Raw genomic sequence first — 18,709 nt, 5'->3', positions numbered from 1 at the left:
GAGGTGGTTTCGCACCGGTGAAGGCGCGATACGTTGCGGTGATCTCGGTTGCACTTTGCTTGTCAGCCTGTGGATCAGACGACAAGTCGGTGTCACCTGCCCCTGCTTCGGCTACGACGGCCCGAGCTGTTCCGTCAGGTTTAGAGGCACCAGTTCAGCAAATTGCGCCCGGAAAGCAACGTGTGCCTTTCGACCCGTGTCTCGACATCGATGAAGAGACACTGCGCAAGATGGGCTTGGATCCGGCAACGCGCAAACGGAGAGACCAATTCAACGAGGTAGCAGTGTTGGGTTGCAGGGTGGACGGTCCGACACGTCACACGACGCTGATGGCGACGAATTCTGCGTTCGAGAACGAATGGAATATCGCTCGCGACCGTGCGCAGCTCACAAAGGTCAACGGGCGCGAGGCGTTTGTTGGGTTGAATGCAATCAATCCCGACGGTTGCACGCTGGTGATGAGAACGCCGTTTGGCGAGGTGATCGTCGACACCAACAACCTCATTCCTGGCGCTTCGGATCCACTACCGCCCGCTTGCGATGGCGTACCTGAAATGTCCAGCGTGATCGAACCGCTGATCCCGAAGGAGAATTGATGTCCGACCACAGTCCGTCGCTACCGTTCTTGCCGACTTCTTGACGGGCACGATGGGGAACCGCTAGGTCGGCTGTTGCGTCAAATCTGTCAGAGTGATCTTTTCTAAGGGGGAGGTGGTTCGCCATGGCTGTCGGTGCAGATGCAGCTGTTTCCGGGATGCGAAGCGCGATCGATGGTGGGACCTTGCGGTTGAAGAAGGGGACTGCTGCTGACTGCGCTAAACGATGCGACGCGATGGCTGCCGGGATCCTCGATCAGGTCAAGACCCTCCAGCGAGGGTCGATTCTGGCGGGCTTCGGGGGCTTCGAAACGAGTGCGCAATTGCAGAGTGGGTTCGAGAAAAAGGCGGCTGATGCCATCGCTCACCTCAAGGAGTACGCAGCGGTCGCCACTCGCATGGCGGAGAACTTTCGTGCTATCGAGTCAGGCTATGCCGCCCAAGAAGGCGACAACGTGACAGAAATCGGTGCCGCCGGAAATACGCTCCCGTCCGGTGGCCGATGAAGGCGGGGCACGCAGGGCTAATTGCGCTGTCGTTGCTGATGTGCAGCTGCGCAGCGGAGAACGCGAAAGAGCTGAGCATGCCACCGGGAAGCGCCTCGCAAACAACCACGCGAGTAGTGCCCGCCGGTCTCGAACCGCCGACTCAGCACCCAAGCCCAGGTCATCAAATAGTGCCCTTCGACCCGTGCCTCGACATCGACGACGCGACACTTCGCAAGATTGGATTCGATCCGGCGACTCGAAAGCGTGCAGACGATTTGAACGAGGTTACCGCCTTGATCTGCACGGTCGACGGTGCAGACAGACAAGCGAGCCTGATGGCAACGAATTCAGCATTCGAGAACGAATGGCAGATCGCGCAAAAACGCGCACAGCTCACCAAGATCAACGGACGCGAAGCGTTCGTGGGCCTGAACGGGATCAACCCTGACGGTTGCACTCTGGTCATGCGTACCTCGTTCGGCGAAGTCATCCTCGATACCAACAATTTGATTCCGGGTCATCGCGATCCATTGCCGCCCGCATGTGACGGTGTACCTGAAATGGCCAGCGTGATCGAACCTTTGATCCCGAAGGAGAATTGATGTCCGACCACAGTCCGTCGCTACCGTTCCTGCCGCCGTCGGTCGCGCGGGAAGTCGACGCCTCTCGCGCGCAAGAGGCCGCTGGACGAATGGCCGATCAGCGCCGATTGTCCGATGCTGCTCTGAAGGGCGGTGTAGACCCTGACTACGCGCCGAATGCCGAATTTTTCGAATCGATGAGTCATCAGGCTATCTATGACGGCGCTCAGAAAATGCAGCCCGGAGTTCTGAATGATCGCGGAAACACCTGGCACTCAGTTCAATCCAGTCTTGACGGAATGCTGTTCGGATACCGAATGGAAATCGCCGCGCTGGTGAACGGGTCGTGGGAAGGTGATGGCGCGAATGCTGCTCAGGGCGCGGTCGACGCATTCATCGCGAGTGGCCAAGAAGCCAGCGAAGTCATGGGGTCCGTTGTCTCCCGACTACACCAAGCATCCAGCGCCGCGGAAGCCGTACGTGCTGCAGTGCCGGTGCCGGAGGCTGTCGACCCTGTCGCCATGCTGCCGATGGCACTTCTGAATCCGCCGAGTGCGGCGGCCGTTGCGGAAGCTCAGAAACGCGCCGAAGAGGCTCGGCAAGAAGCGATTCGGGCGATGAACAACATCTACAAGCCGACGATGATTCCGGTAGGTAACGGCGTGCCGTCGTTCTCGGCACCCACCGATCCGACCAGCGGAGGTGCCGGTGCGGCCGGTGGTGGCTCGGCCGGCGGAACTGGTGCCAGCGGATTCGGTGGCTTCGGCGGCTCGGGTGGTGCCAGCAGCTCAAACGTCACGTCAACGGGTAGCGGCGCCAACTCTGCTGGTGGGCAAGCGGATTCAGGCGCGTCGAACACTGATGCAGCCGGTGTGGATGGCGCATCCGGTACTGACGCACAAGGCCAAGGCGCCACGGCGCCGGCGGGCAGCAATGGACAGGGTGTGTCGGCGAGCGGCACGGGTGGCTCCGGAAAAGCAGGCGGACAGGGCGCTTCGCCCTGGACCGCACCCGCTGCGGTGACAGGCGACTCGTCGTTGGGGGTAGCAGGTGGGTCGGGTGTCGGCGGATCGGGTGTCGGCGGATCCGCCGGTGGCGCAGGCGGCACCGGCTACGTTGGCATCGGTGGTCTCGGTGGCGCCGCCGCTCGGCGACGCGACGATCAGAAGAACGATGCCTCCAACGGTCTCGGCCTCGGAGCCGTCGGCGGCGGAGTCGGTGGCGCTCTTGCAGGCAGCGACACGCTGCGGTCGGGCCCGAGTGTCGCCGCCGGTGCGTCTGCTGCCGCTCGCGCGGGCATGCCCGGCGGTGTCATGCCGCACGGTCGCAACGAAAAGGGTGAGGACGATTCCGAGCACAAGACGCCCGGCTACCTGATCAACGTCGACAACGGCAACGAACTGGTGGGCGACATGCCGCCCGCCGCGCCGCCGGTGCTCGGGGTGTGGGACGAGGCGTGAAATGGAAATTCACCCCTGATCAGTTCATTCACGTGTGGGAAGCTGCGGGGCTCGATCGCATTCCGTATCCATTGAGCGTCAGGCCGTCGGACAGAACGGACAACGAGCGCGCTGCACGACTGAAGGAACTCGCCGGATGGCACCGAGTATTCGCGACGCCGGAGGTCGATGTCGCGCTGCGAGTCCTTGCTTCGCCGGAGCTGCGTGTCGAAGTCTTCGGCCTTGTCGGACAGGATGATTCGCGTCCGATACGAGTCCTGGGTGCGGGGGTCGGTGACGCTGTGGCGGTCGTATCGCAGGTTCCTGGCGTCACGCCCGATGTCGGCGGGAACATCACGCTCACGTTGGGGCCGCCCGAGACGCTACCGGCCCGAATCGTGAGCGCGCTACCCACCGTCGATGCCGGACGCGAGCCGACGCGGAGCGCGTCGCTGGCGGAAGTCGAACAAGACAGCAAGAACATCGTGATGTCGTCGCCGACGGTGAAATCCGTTGCGGGACAGGTGCGAAAGGCGTTGAACGCGCCGCGAAACGGAATCGGACAGATGTTGGCGACGACGCGACTCGACGCCAAGGTGGCGCACCCGCCGGAAGTGCTGAGCTGGATCGATGTTGCCCGCGATGGCAGATATCTGGTCCGAACCGGCGCCGATGTGGACGTCGTTCCCGCTACGAAAGACGTGCTCGTCGCAGAACTGCTTCGCTTGCTACAGAGCTGAGCCAGGGGTCCCCTGACCACCGAAAACGGCAGTCGGGAGGCCCCTGACTCGAAAAGGTGTGGCTAGCTGTAGATCGCGTCGACGTCGCTCGCGTACTGCTTGAGCACCACGTTGCGCTTGAGCGACATCTTCGGCGTCAGCTCGCCCGTTTCCTGCGTCCAGTCGACGTCGAGGATGCGGACCTTCTTGATCTGCTCTGCCTTGGATACGGCCGTATTGGTCTGGGCCACAGCAGCATCGATGTCCGCGATCAGCTTGGGATTCTTGATCAGATCGCCGATCGAGGTGTCGGCGGGAACGCCGTTGCGCTCCTTCCAGCCCGGCAGTGCTTCCGGGTCGAGCGTGATCAACGCACCGATGAACGGCTGCGCATCGCCGACCACCATGCATTGGCTGATCAGCGGATCCGCCCGGAGCGAATCTTCGAGCACGCCGGGGGAGACGTTCTTGCCCGCGGCGGTGACGATGATTTCCTTCTTGCGACCTGTGATGCTGACGAAGCCGTCTTCGTCGATGGCGCCGAGATCACCGGTCTTGAACCAGCCGTCGGCAAAAGCATCGGCGGTTGCGTCCTCGTTGTGCCAGTAACCGCTGAACACGACCGGTCCCTTGATGAGCAACTCGCCGTCGTCGCCCAGCTTGGCGCCGTGACCGGACAGGGGCCTGCCGACGCTGCCGACGCGCTGACGCGACGTCGTGTTGACCGTGACGGCCGCGCTGCTCTCGGTGAGGCCGTAGCCCTCGAAGATGGGAACGCCCGCACCGCGGAAGAAGTGGCCGAGACGTGCACCCAGCGGTCCGCCGCCGGAGATGGCCCGGTCGCACTCGCCACCGAGAGCGGCCTTGAGCTTGCTGTAGACGAGCTTGTCGAACACGGTGTGCTTGATCTTCAGGGCGATACCTGCGCCACCCTTGTCCTGCGCTTCGCTCCATGCGATAGCGGTCTCTACGGCGTTGTCGAAAATCTTGCCCTTGCCGCCGTCGTGCGCCTTCTGCTTTGCCGAGTTGTAGACCTTCTCGAACACACGCGGCACCGACAGAATGAAGTTGGGTTTGAACGCCTGGAACTGCGCGGGCAGGGTGCCCCAGTCGGAGCTGTGCGCAACGGTCACCTTGCCGTCGAAGCAGCCCACCGAGATAGCGCGGGCGAAGACGTGCGCCAGCGGCAGGAACATCAGCGTCTGCTTGCCCGCGGTCAGCGCGTCGTCGAGTGCCTCGCGGGCCGCTGCGGATTCGGCATACAAATTGCTGTGTGTGAGCTGAACGCCCTTGGGGCGACCGGTCGTTCCCGACGTATAGATCAAGGTCGCGGGGGAGCTCGACGTCACCTGGTTGCGACGGGTATGGACGTCGTCGTCGCTGACGTCCTTACCGCGCTCGATCAGTTCGTCGATGGCGCCCGCATTGATCTGCAGGGTCTCTCGCAGGTCGGGCGCCGCCTCGGCGACTTCCTTGACCGTCTTCAGGTGACCGTCTGTCTCGACGATCAGAATCGAGGTGCCGGAGTCTTCGAGAATCCATTTCGCCTGTTCGGCGGCGGAGCTGTCGTAGATCGCGACGGTGCAGCCGCCCGCAGTCCAGATCGCGTAGTCCAGCAGGACCCACTCGTAGCGGGTGGCCGCGAGAATTGCGACGCGGTCGCCGAGCTGGATTCCCGATGCCAGGAAGCCCTTCGCGACCGCGGTGACCTGCTCCGCGAATTGGGCTGCCGTCACGTTCGACCAGCCACCGCTGGCAACGGGAACCTTGAAGGGGACGAAGTTGGGCGATTGCGCCGCGTGCGTGAACACGCTGTCGGCCATCGACGCGTCCTCGGGAATGGTGTACGACGCTGGCACTTCGAACTCACGCATGGGCGATGATCCCTTTCGAGAAATTACTGTTCAGTAGACGTGTATTGCATCACATTGGGGCCGATGTACTCATACTGTGGTCTCGCGACAGAAACGATCGCTGGTTCGGGATTGTCATTCGAGCAGGTCCGTGACCTCGGCGTCGGCCAGTTGGTGAAAGTCGACATATGCCCCACCGACGCCGCCCAGATCGCCGGGCGTGAACGGGCACACCACCTCGTCCACCATCCGGCCCAGTCTGCGAACGGCTTCGTGCGACGCAACCGGGACGGCGACCACAAGCCAACGCGGCCGGTGCGAGATGACGACCGCACAGGCCGCTGCTGCGGTCGCTCCTGTCGCCATGCCGTCGTCGACGACGATCACGGTGCGGCCGGTCAACGCCCGCCGCGGATGGCCCCGGCGTAGGAATCGAGTTCGACGCGAGAGTTCGCCGATCTCCTGAGCTTCGACGGCGGCTATGTCGGCGTCCGATACCCGCGCGCTGCGGACGACGTCGTCGTTGATGACTCGAATTCCGCCCTCGCCGATCGCCCCGAATGCCAGCTCCGGTTGCCACGGCACGCCGAGCTTGCGGACGAGGAGAACGTCGAGCTCGCCGTCGATGTCGTCGGCCACCGAGCGCGCAACGGGAACGCCGCCACGAGGAAGGCCGAGGACCACGGGTTCCGACACGCGAAGGTAGTCGAGCGACTTGCCCAGAGTGTGGCCGGCTTCGCGGCGATCGGCGTACATCATCAGGGGTGACGCTACTCTGCGGTGGCGCCGAAAGAGCGTAGTGAAATCAGGCGGCGACTGCGTCTACCAGCGCGAACCTGTTCTCGAGGCCGGCAAGCTCCAGCAGGGTGAACCACGCGTCGGAACTGCCGGTGATTTCGCGCAAACCTGACTCCAGCGACGCGAACTTCGCCTGATCGTCGGCGGCGCGGCGGAGGTCGGTTTCGGTGTCGATGCGGTGGGTGTAGAAGAGTTCGGCGGCGTGCTCGATTGCCGCCCCGGCGACGGGTGCACCCGCCGGGTCGTAGCGTCGGCGGTAGTTGCCGACCTTGCCTGCCCACTGTTCGCAGCCGCCGACCTCTTCGAAGGTTCGGAGCAATGCGCGGACACCGTCGGCTTCGGCGATCTCGCCCTGCGCGTGGCGGTAGGCGACGTAGCGATCGACGACTACTGCGGTGTCGGACTCGTCGGTGACACTCGACTGCAGAGCTTCGATGACGCACACCGCGAGGCTTGCGTGGTAGCCGGCGGCGGTTGCCTGCTCCTGATCGGATCGTTCTGCTGACGTGTACATGGTGGACCTTCCAATTCGACACCCTCGATCCATGCATCGTCGGGCGCGCACCGGGTCGTTACCGAAACCGGAAGGTCGATTGGAAATTCACAGAAACCGGCGCAACTTCAAGGCTGGATTCTTGGCGCGAACCGCATCGATTCGTGCCACCGACACCTGCGCGCCTGCGGTTCCGACCCGCTCGCCCGCGGCAGCGACCACCACACCCATCGGATCGACGATCATGCTGTTCGCCGCGCCCGACGGTGCCGTCTGACCGGCGGCGGCGACGTACACCGTGTTCTCGATCGCGCGGGCGCGCACCAGGGTTGTCCAGTGCTCTTCCTTGAGCGGGCCGGGGACCCACTGCGCGGGCAGGAGGACGACGTGCGCGTCGGCATCGACGAGGCGGCGGGTCACTTCGGGAAAGCGAAGGTCGTAGCAGGTTTGCAGCCCGAAGGTGACGCCGTCGACGGTGAAGGTCTGTGGGGCTTCGATATCGCCCGGCCGAACGACGTCGGATTCGGTGAAGCCGAACGCGTCGTAGAGATGCAGCTTCCGATACTCCGCGGCGATCGTCCCGTCCGGTGCTGCTGCGACGAGTGTGTTGGAGATACGCGGATCGTCGGCGAGCAGTTCGTTGATTCCGGCGACCACCACCAGATTGTTGCGCTGCGCAATCTCCAGCAGCCCGGTCACGAACGGTCCGTCGAGCGGTTGGGCCGACTCGATCACCGTTCGGTCCAGCTTGGGTCCGGTGAACATCGAGTACTCGGGCACGGCGAGCACGCGGGCACCGCTCGCGGCAGCCTCGTCGGCCAGCGCGCGCACCGATTCGAGATTGGCGACCGTGTCCGTTCCAGGCGCGAATTGGCCGACCGCGACTCCGATGCTGTGCTCCATGACCCCACGGTAAACGCCGTCATATTCGACCGATGCACATGCTTCGCGGTGGGAGGCACTAAACTCCAGGTCACATGAGCGACAATCACGGCGATGCACCTCTCGCGACCGAGCGAAACGACGGTGAAATCGGCGGCGCCGAGGCCGCAGAAGAACCTTCGTTCCGTGATCTCGGCGTAGACGAGCGCGTCCTCGCCGCGATCGTCGACGTGGGTTACGAAACGCCGTCGCCGATTCAGGCCGCCACCATTCCGCCCCTGCTGGCAGGCAATGACGTTGTCGGACTTGCCCAAACCGGCACCGGCAAGACCGCAGCGTTCGCGATCCCGATTCTGATGGGCCTCGACGTCAAGGCCCGTAAGCCCCAGGCGCTGGTGCTGGCACCGACCCGCGAGCTTGCCATCCAGGTCGCCGAAGCGTTCGGCCGGTACTCCGCGCACATCCCCGGATTACACGTCCTGCCCATCTACGGCGGTCAGGCCTACGGCGTTCAGCTCTCCGGACTGCGCCGCGGTGCGCACGTGGTGGTGGGTACGCCCGGCCGCGTGATCGATCACCTGGAGAAGGGCACGCTCGACATTTCCGAGCTCAAGTATCTCGTGCTCGACGAGGCAGACGAGATGCTCAAGATGGGCTTCCAGGAAGACGTCGAGCGCATCCTCGCCGATACACCGGACACCAAACAGGTAGCGCTGTTCTCCGCGACCATGCCGCCGGTGATCCGGAAGATCTCCAAGCAGTACCTTCACGACCCGGTGGAGATCACGGTCAAGTCGAAAACCGCCACTGCGTCGAACATTTCGCAGCGGTGGGTGCAGGTGTCGCACCAGCGCAAGCTGGACGCGTTCACGCGCATCTTCGAGGTGGAGCCGTTCGAGGCGATGATCGTGTTCGTCCGCACCAAGCAGGCGACCGAGGAGTTGGCGGAGAAGCTGCGATCGCGCGGCTATTCGGCTGCGGCCATCAACGGTGACATCGTGCAGGCGCAGCGCGAGCGGACGATCGGTCAACTCAAGTCGGGTGCACTCGACGTGCTGGTTGCCACCGACGTTGCGGCGCGCGGCCTCGACGTCGACCGGATCTCGCATGTCGTCAACTACGACATTCCGCACGACACCGAGTCGTATGTCCACCGCATCGGCCGAACCGGTCGCGCGGGTCGCACCGGTGAGGCGCTGCTGTTCGTCGCGCCACGGGAACGTCACCTGCTCAAGGCAATCGAACGCGCGACACGTCAGCCGCTGACCGAGATGCAACTCCCGAGCGTCGAAGACGTCAACGCCCAGCGCGTCGCCAAGTTCGGCGATTCGATCACCGAGAGTCTCGGCTCGGACAACCTCGCCTTGTTCCGCAGGCTGATCGAAGACTACGAACGCGAACACGACATCCCGCTTGCCGATATTGCTGCGGCACTTGCGGTGCAGTCCCGGGACGGTACGACCTTCCTGATGGAGCCGGAACCGCCTGCGCCGGTGCGCGAATCGCGTCCGCGCGAGCACGAGCCGCGGCGCGAGCGACCGCCGCGTAAGTTCGACGACCGGCATGGCGAGCCCCGATCGGACTCTCGATCCGACGACGGCGCGGGGCACCATCGCAGAACAGGTGTCGAGTTGGCGACCTACCGGATCAGCGTGGGCAAGCGGCACCACGTGGTGCCCGGTGCGATCGTCGGCGCCATTGCGAACGAGGGTGGCTTGCGGCGCAGCGATTTCGGGCACATCAGCATTCGACCCGATCACAGTCTGGTCGAGCTGCCCGCGCAACTGTCGCGTGAGACATTGGAAGCGTTGCGGCGCACCAGGATCAGTGGTGTGCTGATCGCCTTGCAGCGCGACGACGGCCCGCCCGGGCAACGACAACGCTCCGGACGCGACGACCGGGCCGGTGGAAAGTTCTCGAAGGATCGCGGCAAGCGCAGGCCGCGCGAGTAGCTGTCCTCAACGGGCGACGGTGAACACGCCGACGGTGGGCGCGACGTGGCAGATGGCGTCGTTGTAGGTCACCGACCCTGCCATCGATGCCACCACTGTTCCCGATCCCGAATCCACCACCCGACCGAGTGTGGGCGTTCCGTTGCTGTCCGTATCGTCCACCGGCACAACGCCGTTGGCGCCCGTGGTCACGTTGAGCCACGCAATGACGAGTCCCGATGCCATGGGCGCGCCGGAATAGGCAGGTGTTCCTTGCAAGCGGATCTGTCCGTGGCCGACGTTGCCGGCCGTCCCGCCAGCATCGGATGCGGCGGTGAAGGTGAACGGTCCGTTCGATCCGCATCCCAGCGTCGGCGATGTGTAGACGAACGGTGCGTACGTGCCTGCGATGTCGATCTTCGGAATTGCGTTACTGAGCGCTGACACGCCCGCGTCGGTCTCTGCGATCGCCTGCCCTGACGTTGCGATGACGACTGCCGATCCCAGCATGCCCGCTGCGAGCGCGCGCAACGCATAGGTCCTGCAGTTCATCCGTGTCCCGTCGGTCGATCTCGTGTCGCTGGGGCAACGTACCAGGCGACCGCCGACATCAGCGCGAAGCGAGTCGGAGATCGCTAGTCCGGCAGGATCTCGAGCTCTGCGGAGACGACGACGGCGTTGTTCATCGGTAGCCCCGCGTATCCGACCGCGGTGCGCGCGTGACCTCCCACTTCGGGGCCGAACAGTTGAGTCACGAAGTCGGAGAATCCGTTGATCACGACGGTGCTCTGCGGGAACCCGTTGTCGGCGTTGACCATTCCGTTCACCATCAGCCAGGCGCCGATGCGGTCCAGATCGCCGATCGCGCGCTTGATGCTGCCGAGCATGGACAGCGCGGTGAGTCGGGCTGCGTCGCACGCAGCGTCCGCGGACACCTGCGACGGCACCTTGCCGAACGGGCCTGCGAACGATCCGTCGGGCAGCTGTGCCGAATGCCCGGACGCATAGAGGCGGCTGCCCCTGATGCGAACCCATTCGAATGCGAACTGAAATCCCGGCGGCGGTTCGGGGGCCTCGGGCAGTACGAAACCGAGCTCGTCGAGCTTGTTCTCGATGTGCATATCGCTCCTACACGTCGATCCCGTTGATGGAGTGCACGCGCCACCATTCGTCTGCATCAATGGAGACCGTGCTGACGCCCGCGTTGAGAATGCGCGGCGATCTGCGCGTACGTAGGACCACGTCGAGTATCGCCCTGATGACGCCGCCGTGCGAGACCACGATGACGTCCGAGTCCGAATGCTCGCGATGCAGTTTCAGAAGTGTGGCCAGGCCGCGTTCGGCAACGTCGGCCCGCGCCTCGAGACCTGGATACATGCCGTGCGGCCATTCGTAGTACGCCTCGTAGTCGGTGAGACCTTCGGCGGCACCGTAATGGCGTTCGGCGAGAGCCGGGTACGTCGCCGTGCGTTCGACACCGATGTGCTCGCCGATGATGTCCGCGGTTTCGGCGGCTCGCGACAACGGTGAGCTGACGAGGAGGTCCCAGGTTCGCCCCGCGAGTTCGTGTGCGGCTTCGCGCGCCTGGCCGCGCCCGGTGTCGTTCAGCGGGATGTCGGACGAGCCCTGCAGACGCCCATGCAGATTCCAGTCGGTCTCGCCGTGGCGGACCAACGCGAAGTGGGTCACTGCTCTTCGATCGTGTGTTCCATGGTGAGGATCGACGGTAGCGCAGCGGATCGTCTACTGGAGAGTAGGAGCGCAGGGTACGGTCGGTTCAGTCGATTTGTGGACCCAGAATCTGGGCTGAGCGAGGAGTAGGTGAGACCATGAAATTGGCACTCACGGAAGAAGAGCTGGCCTTCCGGGACGAAATGCGTACGTTCTATGCGAACGAGATTCCGGCCGAGATCCGAGACCGCGTCAAGCGCGGCCTCGAGGTGAGTCGAGAAGACGTGGTCACGACTCAACAAATCCTCAACGCCAACGGTCTGGCGGTCCCGAACTGGCCCGTCGAATGGGGTGGTAAGGACTGGACCCCGACGCAGCGCCACATCTGGCTCGACGAGATGCAGTTGGCCTCGGTGCCGGAGCCCCTGACGTTCAACACGGGCATGGTCGGCCCCGTGATCGCCACCTTCGGTTCGCAGGAGATCAAGCAACGATTCCTCCCGAAGACCGCCAACCTCGACATCTGGTGGTGCCAAGGCTTTTCGGAGCCCGAAGCCGGATCCGACCTTGCTTCCCTCCGGACCACCGCCGTGCGCGACGGCGACGAGTACGTGGTCAACGGGCAGAAGACCTGGACGACGCTCGGGCAGTACGCCGACTGGATCTTCTGCCTGGTGCGCACCGATCCGAATGCGCCCAAGAAGCAGGCTGGGATTTCGTTCCTGTTGATCGACGTCAAGACGCCGGGCCTGACGATTCGCCCAATCAAGTTGATCGATGGTGGCTACGAAGTCAACGAAGTCTTCTTCGAAGACGTGCGGGTGCCGGCGGATCAGTTGGTCGGCGAAGAGAACCAAGGCTGGACCTACGCCAAATTCCTGCTCGGTAACGAGCGCACCGGCATCACCGGAGTCGGCCGGACCAAGGTGAAACTGGCCTTGGCGAAAGAGCATGCGGGGCGGACCAAGGTGGGCAACGGAACGCTGCTCGAGGATCCGCTGTTTGCGGCCAAGTTGGCCGAGTTGGAGAACGAGCTGCTCTCCGTGGAGCTGACCCAGCTGCGGGTGGTCTCGGGATCCGCCGAGGGCAAGCCCAATCCGGCGTCGTCTGTGCTGAAGCTGCGTGGCAGCCAGTTGCAGCAGGCGGCGACGGAGCTCTTGGTCAACATCGCCGGACCGGACGCGTTGCCCGTCGACGCCGTCGACCGGATCGAATCGCCGGAGTGGGCTCAGCTCAGCGCGCCCATCTACCTCAACTACCGCAAGACATCCATCTACGGGGGATCGAACGAGGTGCAGCGCACCATCATCGCTTCGTCGATCCTCGGATTGTGAGGCCGGGCCATGGATTTCGCATTCACCGATGAGCAGACGATGTTGCGCGACACCACGCGCGAGCTGCTCGGCCGTAGCTACGACGCCGAGAAGCGCAACCAGATCACGCAGTCCGAGCTCGGCTGGAGCAAGGACCTCTGGGGCAAGCTTGCGGAGCTGGGTCTACTCGGCCTGAGCTTCTCCGAAGAGGACGGCGGCATGGGTGCAGGCCCCGAGGAGACGATGGCCGTCCTGATCGAGGTCGGACGCCGACTTGCCCCCGAACCGATTCTGGATGCGGTGCTGTTGCCCGGCGGCTTGGTTGCCGACGCGGGCAGTGCGGATCAGCGCAAGCGCATCCTGCCGGAACTTGCCGAGGGGCAGACGCTGCTGGCGTTCGCGCACGGTGAGCCGGGGACGCGTTGGCCGTCCGCAGAGGTTGCGACCACCGCGACGCAACAAGGTGATTCGTGGACGGTGTCCGGCCGCAAGAATCCGGTGCTGCACGGCGACTGTGCCGATTCGTTCGTCGTGAGTGCTGCGTTGCCGGACGGGGGAGTCGGATTGTTCCTTGTCGACGCGAGCGACTCCGGCGTCAAGCGGACCGGATACTCGACGCACGACGGTCTACGCGGTGCGCAGGTCGATCTGGACGGCGCTGCCGCCGAGCCACTCGGCGACGGCGGCGACGCGTCGGCGCTGGTCCAGACGGCGACCATTCGCGCGCAAGCGGCGCTCTGTGCCGAGGCAGTGGGGGCGATGGAAGAGTCGCTGCGACTGACCACCGAGTACTTGAAGCAGCGCAAGCAGTTCGGTGTTCCGCTGTCGAAGTTCCAGACGCTGACTCAGCGTGCCGCGGACATGTACGTGTCGCTCGAAGCTGCGCGCAGCATGAACGTCTACTTGACGATGTCGTTGGCGGACGGTGTGGTCGACCCCATCATCGCCTCGCGTGCCAAGTTGCAGATCGGCAGGTCTGCTCGCCACATCGGCCAGGAGGCGATCCAGCTGCACGGTGGCATCGGCATGACGGCCGAGTATCCGGTGGGCCATTACACCAGCAGGCTGACCGCGATCGACAACACCTTCGGATCGGCCGACGATCACCTTCGCGTGCTCGCAGGCAATGTCGCGAATTACACGAAGGTAGAGCTCTAAGAATATCGAACTGATCCCCTAGGCGCGCATCCGGCAATTTTCGACGATTGCGGGCTCGACGACTGTTCGAGAGAACGTGTCCAGGGGGTCAGTTCGGTGAAATTCGTTGTGCTACAACAAATCGATAACTGCACGGTGCAATCTTTCGAGGCGATGCCAGACTCACCGATGTCGCCACTTCAATCACTCCAGTAACACTGGTATCCCATGGCGGCCCTCAGGAAAGAGTTGGCCGCATGGCTTTCGCGCGAGTTCGTCTGGCAATTGTCAGCATCTGCGGGGTTATTGCAGTGTTTGCATTGTGTCTGGAGCCGATATCTGCAGCGTCGACGAATGTTTCCGGAGTCAGCGCGTATGCAGCGACGGAAATTTCGAATCCGTTTCGCGGGCAACACGAGAATTTGCTCAGTCCTCTGTTTCCTCAGGTGAACTCGGCGCAAAAGGCGTATCCGGCCTGGCCCAGTACGTTCGATCGCTCGACCCGCATCGAGTGGAAGACCCTGCAGCCGAAGGACCCTCGCACCTTGCCAGCCGATACGCCGGACGATCAACGGTTCGATTTCTCGGTGATCGATCAAGGCCTTGCAGACGCCGCGGCGCAGGGAAAGCGATTCGCATTTCGTGTGACCGCGTTCAATTCCTGCTGTGATTCTTCCTATCCCAACAATGTCAACATGTCTGTGCCGCAATGGCTTCGAACGGTAGCGGGTGCGACCAAGGACTATCTGAACGCCGGTGTCACGCACGTCATCCCCGACTGGAACAACGACAACTACCTTCGTTACACCGAACAGCTCCTCGCGGCGCTCGGTGCGAGGTACAACAAGGACGAGCGCTTGGCTTGGGTGGAGTTCTCGGGGTACGGCGACTTCAGCGAAAACCACGTCGCGTTCATGCGCGATCAATTGGGGTTACCGGGACCCGCGGAGCAGGACAGTGTCGCGCAGCTCGGTTACTACAGCCAGTATCAGGACCAATACATAACAAAAGCGTCGATCACTCGCCTTGTGAGTGCGAACCTGAGCGCGTTTGCCGACACCCAGATATTGATTGCGCCCGGCAATCCTGAAATCGTTCGCCAAACGATGCGAGACAGTCCGCTGGTGCCTACCCTTGCGCATCCGGTCGGAAACAGGTCCGACTGCCTCGGCGCATATTCTCCAGTTCCGACATGGGCCGAGAATCAGTATTCGCACTATGTCCAGACATCGGATCCGCTGGTCCAGGTGATGAACAATCAGTGGAAAGCTGCGCCTATCGTCACCGAATGGTGCAATTTCATCCCGTCCGGCACCAAGTTGCAGTATTACCAAAAGGGCCTCAGTGACGTGGTGAACGGTCACGTATCGGTGACGTCCAGCACTGGCTTTCCCGATCAGTTCGCGACTACCAAGATGGATGCGACGCAGTTCTCGCTGTGGGCGAACGCGAACAAGTTCAGTGGTTACCGGTACGCGATCACCAGTGCGAGCGTCCCCAATTCCGTGTCTCCTGGCGCGCAGGTGCCAATTACGATCGGCTGGACCAACTTCGGATCGGCGCCGACATACGAGCGATGGCAGGTCAGTTACGAAGTTCGCAACTCCAGCGGTGCTGCGATTCGAAATGTCCCGTCTGCCATGGGCTTGAAGACTCTGTACGCCGATCAGAACTACAGTTCGGTCAACGCGGATCCGGCGTCGAAAGCGACGGTCGACTCGACCTCCATTCCGACGACGGGATTGCAACCGGGCACGTACTCGATCGTCGCGCGCGTCGCATGGAACGAACACAAGTCTGGGGGAACCAACACTGTCGACTTCGCGCCGATGGCGCTCGCGCAGGGCGGGCGCGACAGCAGTGGCGCGTACCCGATCGGCGGGTTCACGATCCAGCCGGTCGCTACCACCACGGTCGCGGCAACCACGACGCCGCCACCGACCACCACGACGCCGCAACCGACCACCACGACGGTCGCGCCGACAACCACGACTACGCCTCCGCCGACCACCACAGTCATTCCGACCACGACGGTTCCCGTGACGACTACGGTCGTGCCAACCACCACAGTCACGCCGACGACACCGAAGTCGCCCTTGGGCGACTGGTGCCCCGTGATCCTGAGGTTCTGTCGCTGACGCCTGCTTCGCCGCAGGTCTCGGATCGGTATCGGAGGCCGACACGCCCGCCGTGTCGGCCTTCCGTACGTTCGAGCCGGTCGTAACCTATGTGACAGAAGTTACCAATGGGAAAGCCTCACTAGGCGGTCGCGCTGTCTGTGGTGAAGGAGTTCGGCAATGAAGTCCAAGGCGTCCACGAGTTCCAAATCGATTGCGTGGTGCGTATTCCTGGCCGGTCTTATCGGCGCGGGAGTTGGCATCGGCAACTTGCAGGTAGTCGCTGCGGTGTTCTGGTTGATCGTCGCATCGGTGTCCGGTCTGATGCTGCTCAAGCAGCGGGCCGATTCACGGCCGACGGCTGCACCGCTCGTGCGTGAAATTCAGCGTCCTAGCACCGAACTTCACTCACAGGCGGCTTAGCTACAGCGGATCGAGGATTCGCTGTAGGAACTGACGGGTGCGTGCCTGTGTCGGCTGTGCCAGCACCTGGCTGGGCGGCCCCGATTCCAGCACCACGCCGTCTTCGATGAAGAGCACCTGATCCGCCACCTGTTGGGCGAAACGGATCTCGTGCGTGACCACCACCATCGTCCAACCCTGGCTCGCAAGGTCTTTGATCACCCGCAGCACTTCGCCGACAAGCTCGGGATCCAACGCCGAGGTCGGCTCGTCGAAGAGCATCAGCTTGGGCTTCAGTGCCAGCGCCCTGGCAATTCCGACGCGCTGCTGCTGACCGCCGGAGAGCTGATACGGGTACTGGTCGGCCTTCTCGGCGAGGCCTACCTGCTCCAACAGCTTCTCGGCATCGGCGATCGCTTCCGCCTTGGGTCGCTTCTGCACGATCACCGGGCCCTCGATCACGTTCTGCAGCACCGTCTTGTGCGGAAACAGATTGTGGCCCTGGAACACCATGCCGCTTTGCGCCCGGAACCGCGCCAACTCCTGCTTGCTCACCTTGTTGCCGAAATCGACCGACACATCGCCGATCGTGATGACCCCCGCGTCGGCCGTGTCCAGCGCATTGAGCGTGCGCAGCACTGTCGTCTTGCCGGAACCCGACGGGCCGATCACCACGGTCACGGTGCCTGCGCCGACGGTGAACGAGATGTCCTTCAACACGTCGTTGTCGCCGAACGATTTACGAATGCCGTCGACGCTCACCAAGGGTTCGGTCATTTCGCCACGTACCTGTCCAGTCGAGTTTCGAGCCTGTTCTGCGCGAACGAGAGCACGAGGCAGATCACCCAGTAGTACACGGCCGCAACGCCGTACAGGGCGAAGAAGTCGAATGTCGGTGCCGCTGCCAGCTGAGCGACGCGCAGCAACTCGGTCACCAGAATCGTCGATGCCAGCGACGTGTCCTTCACCAGTGAGATCAGCGTGTTGGACAGCGGCGGCACCGCAGTGCGCGCCGCCTGCGGCAGGATCACCCGACGCAACGCGGTCGGGTACTTCATGCCGATGGTCTGCGCGGCCTCCCACTGGCCCTTCGGGATGCTGAGGATGGCAGCCCGAATCACTTCTGCGGCATAGCCACCCACGTTGAGGCTGAATGCGATAACCGCTGCAGGGAACGGATCGATCACCACGTTGAACTGTGGCAACGCGTAGAAGACGATGAACAACTGCACCAGCAGCGGGGTGCCACGAATGATCGAGATGTAGAAACGGGCAAGCAGTGACAGCGGCTTGATCTTCGAAATGCGAGCCAGCGCAACGAACAACGCGATGATCAGCCCGAGGATGAAGCTGATGATCGTCAGCGGGATCGTCTTCTGAACCGTGGCCTGCAGCATCGGCCAGAGGTTGTGCCAGATCAGGTCCCGGGTAGCTGCGTCCATGCGCTACTTCCCGCTGACGTCGGTGCCGAAGTACTTCTCGGAGATGGTCTTCAGGGTGCCGTCGGCGCTCAGATCGGTGAGTGCCTTGTTCACGTCCGCGATCAGGCCGCTGTCCTTGCGCGCCGCGAATGCCTGCTGGCTCTTGTCGCCGGTGTTGCCGGCAATCTTCACGCCGCCGTCGTTGCTCTGCTTCTGATATTCCGCAACGGCCAGGTTGTCGTTGACCGTGGCGTCGACGCGGCCGTCCTTCAGCAACTGGATGGCCTGGACGAAGCCCTCGACGGACTCCACCTTGGCGCCCGCATCGGTTGCGACCTTGGCCCAGTTGCTCGTCGACGACTGTGCGGTCGTCTTGCCCTTCAGGTCGGCGAGGGACTTGATGGAGTTGTCGTCGGCGCGCGTGACGATCACGCCTTCGGAGACCGTGTACGGATCGGACAGGTCGTACTTGGCCTTGCGATCGTCGTTGATGGTGACCTGGTTGGCGACGAGGTCGTAGCGCTTGGCCGTGAGTCCGGCGAAGATCGAATCGAACGGCGTCGTCACGAACTGCACGTTCACGCCGAGCTTCTTGCCGACCGCTTCGACGACGTCGACGTCGTAGCCGGTCAGCTTGCCGTCCGGGCCCTGAAAAGTGAAGGGGCTGTAGGTGCCTTCGGTGCCGACCTTGAGGACGCCTGCAGCCTTGACCTGATCGATCACCGGCTTGCCCGAATCGCTGCTGCAGCCCGTCATGGAGAGCGCGGCGAGTGCGACGACTGATGCGGCCAGAAGCGTGCGGCGCATGAAATTTCTCCTTCGAGCGGACGACAAGAGCTGACGGATCATCGTACGACGCGGCGGCGCC

General features: G+C 63.2%; 20 protein-coding genes. 10 read left to right on the top strand and 10 right to left on the bottom strand.

What is annotated here, in order from left to right; translation table 11 throughout:
- Positions 1-17: 17 nt before the first annotated feature.
- The 5 genes from FOY51_RS12515 to FOY51_RS12495 all read left to right on the top strand — a co-directional run bounded on the left by FOY51_RS12515 (position 18) and on the right by FOY51_RS12495 (position 3,844).
- Positions 18-596: a DUF3558 family protein gene (locus tag FOY51_RS12515; RefSeq protein WP_187776293.1), complete on the top strand. Its 579-nt coding sequence runs from the start codon at positions 18-20 to the stop codon at positions 594-596.
- Positions 597-721: 125 nt separating this feature from the next.
- Entirely contained in the window at positions 722-1,102 is a 381-nt protein-coding gene (locus tag FOY51_RS12510) for a hypothetical protein (protein WP_149430572.1), read from the top strand.
- Entirely contained in the window at positions 1,099-1,686 is a 588-nt protein-coding gene (locus tag FOY51_RS12505) for a DUF3558 domain-containing protein (RefSeq protein WP_149430571.1), read from the top strand. The genes FOY51_RS12510 and FOY51_RS12505 overlap by 4 nt, the downstream gene beginning before the upstream one ends.
- Positions 1,686-3,125: a hypothetical protein gene (locus tag FOY51_RS27180; protein ID WP_187776292.1), complete on the top strand. Its 1,440-nt coding sequence runs from the start codon at positions 1,686-1,688 to the stop codon at positions 3,123-3,125. The genes FOY51_RS12505 and FOY51_RS27180 overlap by 1 nt, the downstream gene beginning before the upstream one ends.
- Positions 3,122-3,844 carry an ESX secretion-associated protein EspG gene (locus FOY51_RS12495; RefSeq protein WP_187776291.1) on the top strand — a complete coding sequence of 241 codons (723 nt, stop codon included), beginning with the start codon at positions 3,122-3,124 and terminating at the stop codon, positions 3,842-3,844. The genes FOY51_RS27180 and FOY51_RS12495 overlap by 4 nt, the downstream gene beginning before the upstream one ends.
- A 62-nt stretch (positions 3,845-3,906) precedes the next feature.
- On the opposite strand, the gene FOY51_RS12490 is transcribed toward FOY51_RS12495, so the two are convergent.
- The 4 genes from FOY51_RS12490 to FOY51_RS12475 all read right to left on the bottom strand — a co-directional run bounded on the left by FOY51_RS12490 (position 3,907) and on the right by FOY51_RS12475 (position 7,870).
- A complete protein-coding gene (locus FOY51_RS12490; protein WP_149430568.1) occupies positions 3,907-5,697 on the bottom strand; it encodes an AMP-dependent synthetase/ligase in 1,791 nt (596 codons plus the stop codon).
- Positions 5,698-5,811: 114 nt separating this feature from the next.
- A complete protein-coding gene (locus FOY51_RS12485; RefSeq protein WP_149430567.1) occupies positions 5,812-6,435 on the bottom strand; it encodes a phosphoribosyltransferase in 624 nt (207 codons plus the stop codon).
- Between the two features lie 46 nt (positions 6,436-6,481).
- A complete protein-coding gene (locus tag FOY51_RS12480) occupies positions 6,482-6,988 on the bottom strand; it encodes a DUF8548 family protein (RefSeq protein ID WP_149430566.1) in 507 nt (168 codons plus the stop codon).
- 87 nt (positions 6,989-7,075) lie between these two features.
- Positions 7,076-7,870: a carbon-nitrogen hydrolase family protein gene (locus FOY51_RS12475; protein ID WP_149430565.1), complete on the bottom strand. Its 795-nt coding sequence runs from the start codon at positions 7,868-7,870 to the stop codon at positions 7,076-7,078.
- 74 nt (positions 7,871-7,944) lie between these two features.
- On the opposite strand from FOY51_RS12475, the gene FOY51_RS12470 reads away from it, so the two are divergent.
- On the top strand, positions 7,945-9,801 hold the full coding sequence (locus FOY51_RS12470; RefSeq protein WP_149430564.1) for a DEAD/DEAH box helicase: 1,857 nt from the start codon (positions 7,945-7,947) through the stop codon (positions 9,799-9,801).
- Positions 9,802-9,807: 6 nt separating this feature from the next.
- Here the strand turns inward: FOY51_RS12470 and FOY51_RS12465 are convergent, their stop codons facing one another.
- The 3 genes from FOY51_RS12465 to FOY51_RS12455 form a co-directional block, all read right to left on the bottom strand.
- Entirely contained in the window at positions 9,808-10,332 is a 525-nt protein-coding gene (locus FOY51_RS12465; protein ID WP_149430563.1) for a hypothetical protein, read from the bottom strand.
- Between the two features lie 83 nt (positions 10,333-10,415).
- The gene (locus tag FOY51_RS12460) at positions 10,416-10,901 is read right to left on the bottom strand and encodes a RidA family protein (RefSeq protein WP_149430562.1); all 486 of its coding nucleotides are present in this window, start codon (positions 10,899-10,901) and stop codon (positions 10,416-10,418) included.
- A 7-nt stretch (positions 10,902-10,908) separates the two neighbouring features.
- Positions 10,909-11,469 carry a histidine phosphatase family protein gene (locus tag FOY51_RS12455; protein WP_149430561.1) on the bottom strand — a complete coding sequence of 187 codons (561 nt, stop codon included), beginning with the start codon at positions 11,467-11,469 and terminating at the stop codon, positions 10,909-10,911.
- A 140-nt stretch (positions 11,470-11,609) separates the two neighbouring features.
- On the opposite strand from FOY51_RS12455, the gene FOY51_RS12450 reads away from it, so the two are divergent.
- The 4 genes from FOY51_RS12450 to FOY51_RS12430 all read left to right on the top strand — a co-directional run bounded on the left by FOY51_RS12450 (position 11,610) and on the right by FOY51_RS12430 (position 16,441).
- Positions 11,610-12,785, top strand: a complete 1,176-nt coding sequence (locus FOY51_RS12450; protein ID WP_149430560.1) for an acyl-CoA dehydrogenase family protein — start codon at positions 11,610-11,612, stop codon at positions 12,783-12,785.
- 9 nt (positions 12,786-12,794) lie between these two features.
- Entirely contained in the window at positions 12,795-13,922 is a 1,128-nt protein-coding gene (locus FOY51_RS12445; protein WP_149430559.1) for an acyl-CoA dehydrogenase family protein, read from the top strand.
- Between the two features lie 674 nt (positions 13,923-14,596).
- A complete protein-coding gene (locus tag FOY51_RS12440; protein ID WP_187776290.1) occupies positions 14,597-16,039 on the top strand; it encodes a DUF4832 domain-containing protein in 1,443 nt (480 codons plus the stop codon).
- 159 nt (positions 16,040-16,198) lie between these two features.
- Positions 16,199-16,441 carry a hypothetical protein gene (locus tag FOY51_RS12430; RefSeq protein ID WP_149430558.1) on the top strand — a complete coding sequence of 81 codons (243 nt, stop codon included), beginning with the start codon at positions 16,199-16,201 and terminating at the stop codon, positions 16,439-16,441.
- Here the strand turns inward: FOY51_RS12430 and FOY51_RS12425 are convergent, their stop codons facing one another.
- The 3 genes from FOY51_RS12425 to FOY51_RS12415 are packed head-to-tail and all read right to left on the bottom strand — an operon-like array spanning position 16,442 to position 18,648.
- Positions 16,442-17,197 (bottom strand): amino acid ABC transporter ATP-binding protein, encoded by a 756-nt coding sequence (locus FOY51_RS12425; RefSeq protein ID WP_149430557.1) that lies wholly within the window; start codon positions 17,195-17,197, stop codon positions 16,442-16,444.
- Positions 17,194-17,862 carry an amino acid ABC transporter permease gene (locus FOY51_RS12420; protein WP_149430556.1) on the bottom strand — a complete coding sequence of 223 codons (669 nt, stop codon included), beginning with the start codon at positions 17,860-17,862 and terminating at the stop codon, positions 17,194-17,196. The genes FOY51_RS12425 and FOY51_RS12420 overlap by 4 nt, the downstream gene beginning before the upstream one ends.
- Before the next feature lie 3 nt (positions 17,863-17,865).
- A complete protein-coding gene (locus FOY51_RS12415; RefSeq protein ID WP_149430555.1) occupies positions 17,866-18,648 on the bottom strand; it encodes an amino acid ABC transporter substrate-binding protein in 783 nt (260 codons plus the stop codon).
- Positions 18,649-18,709: the final 61 nt, after the last annotated feature.

The organism is Antrihabitans cavernicola, from assembly GCF_008297975.1.
GTDB lineage: Bacteria > Actinomycetota > Actinomycetes > Mycobacteriales > Mycobacteriaceae > Antrihabitans > Antrihabitans cavernicola.
Note: the sequence above shows the minus strand (reverse complement) of the source record. Positions and strands in the feature narration are given on the sequence as shown.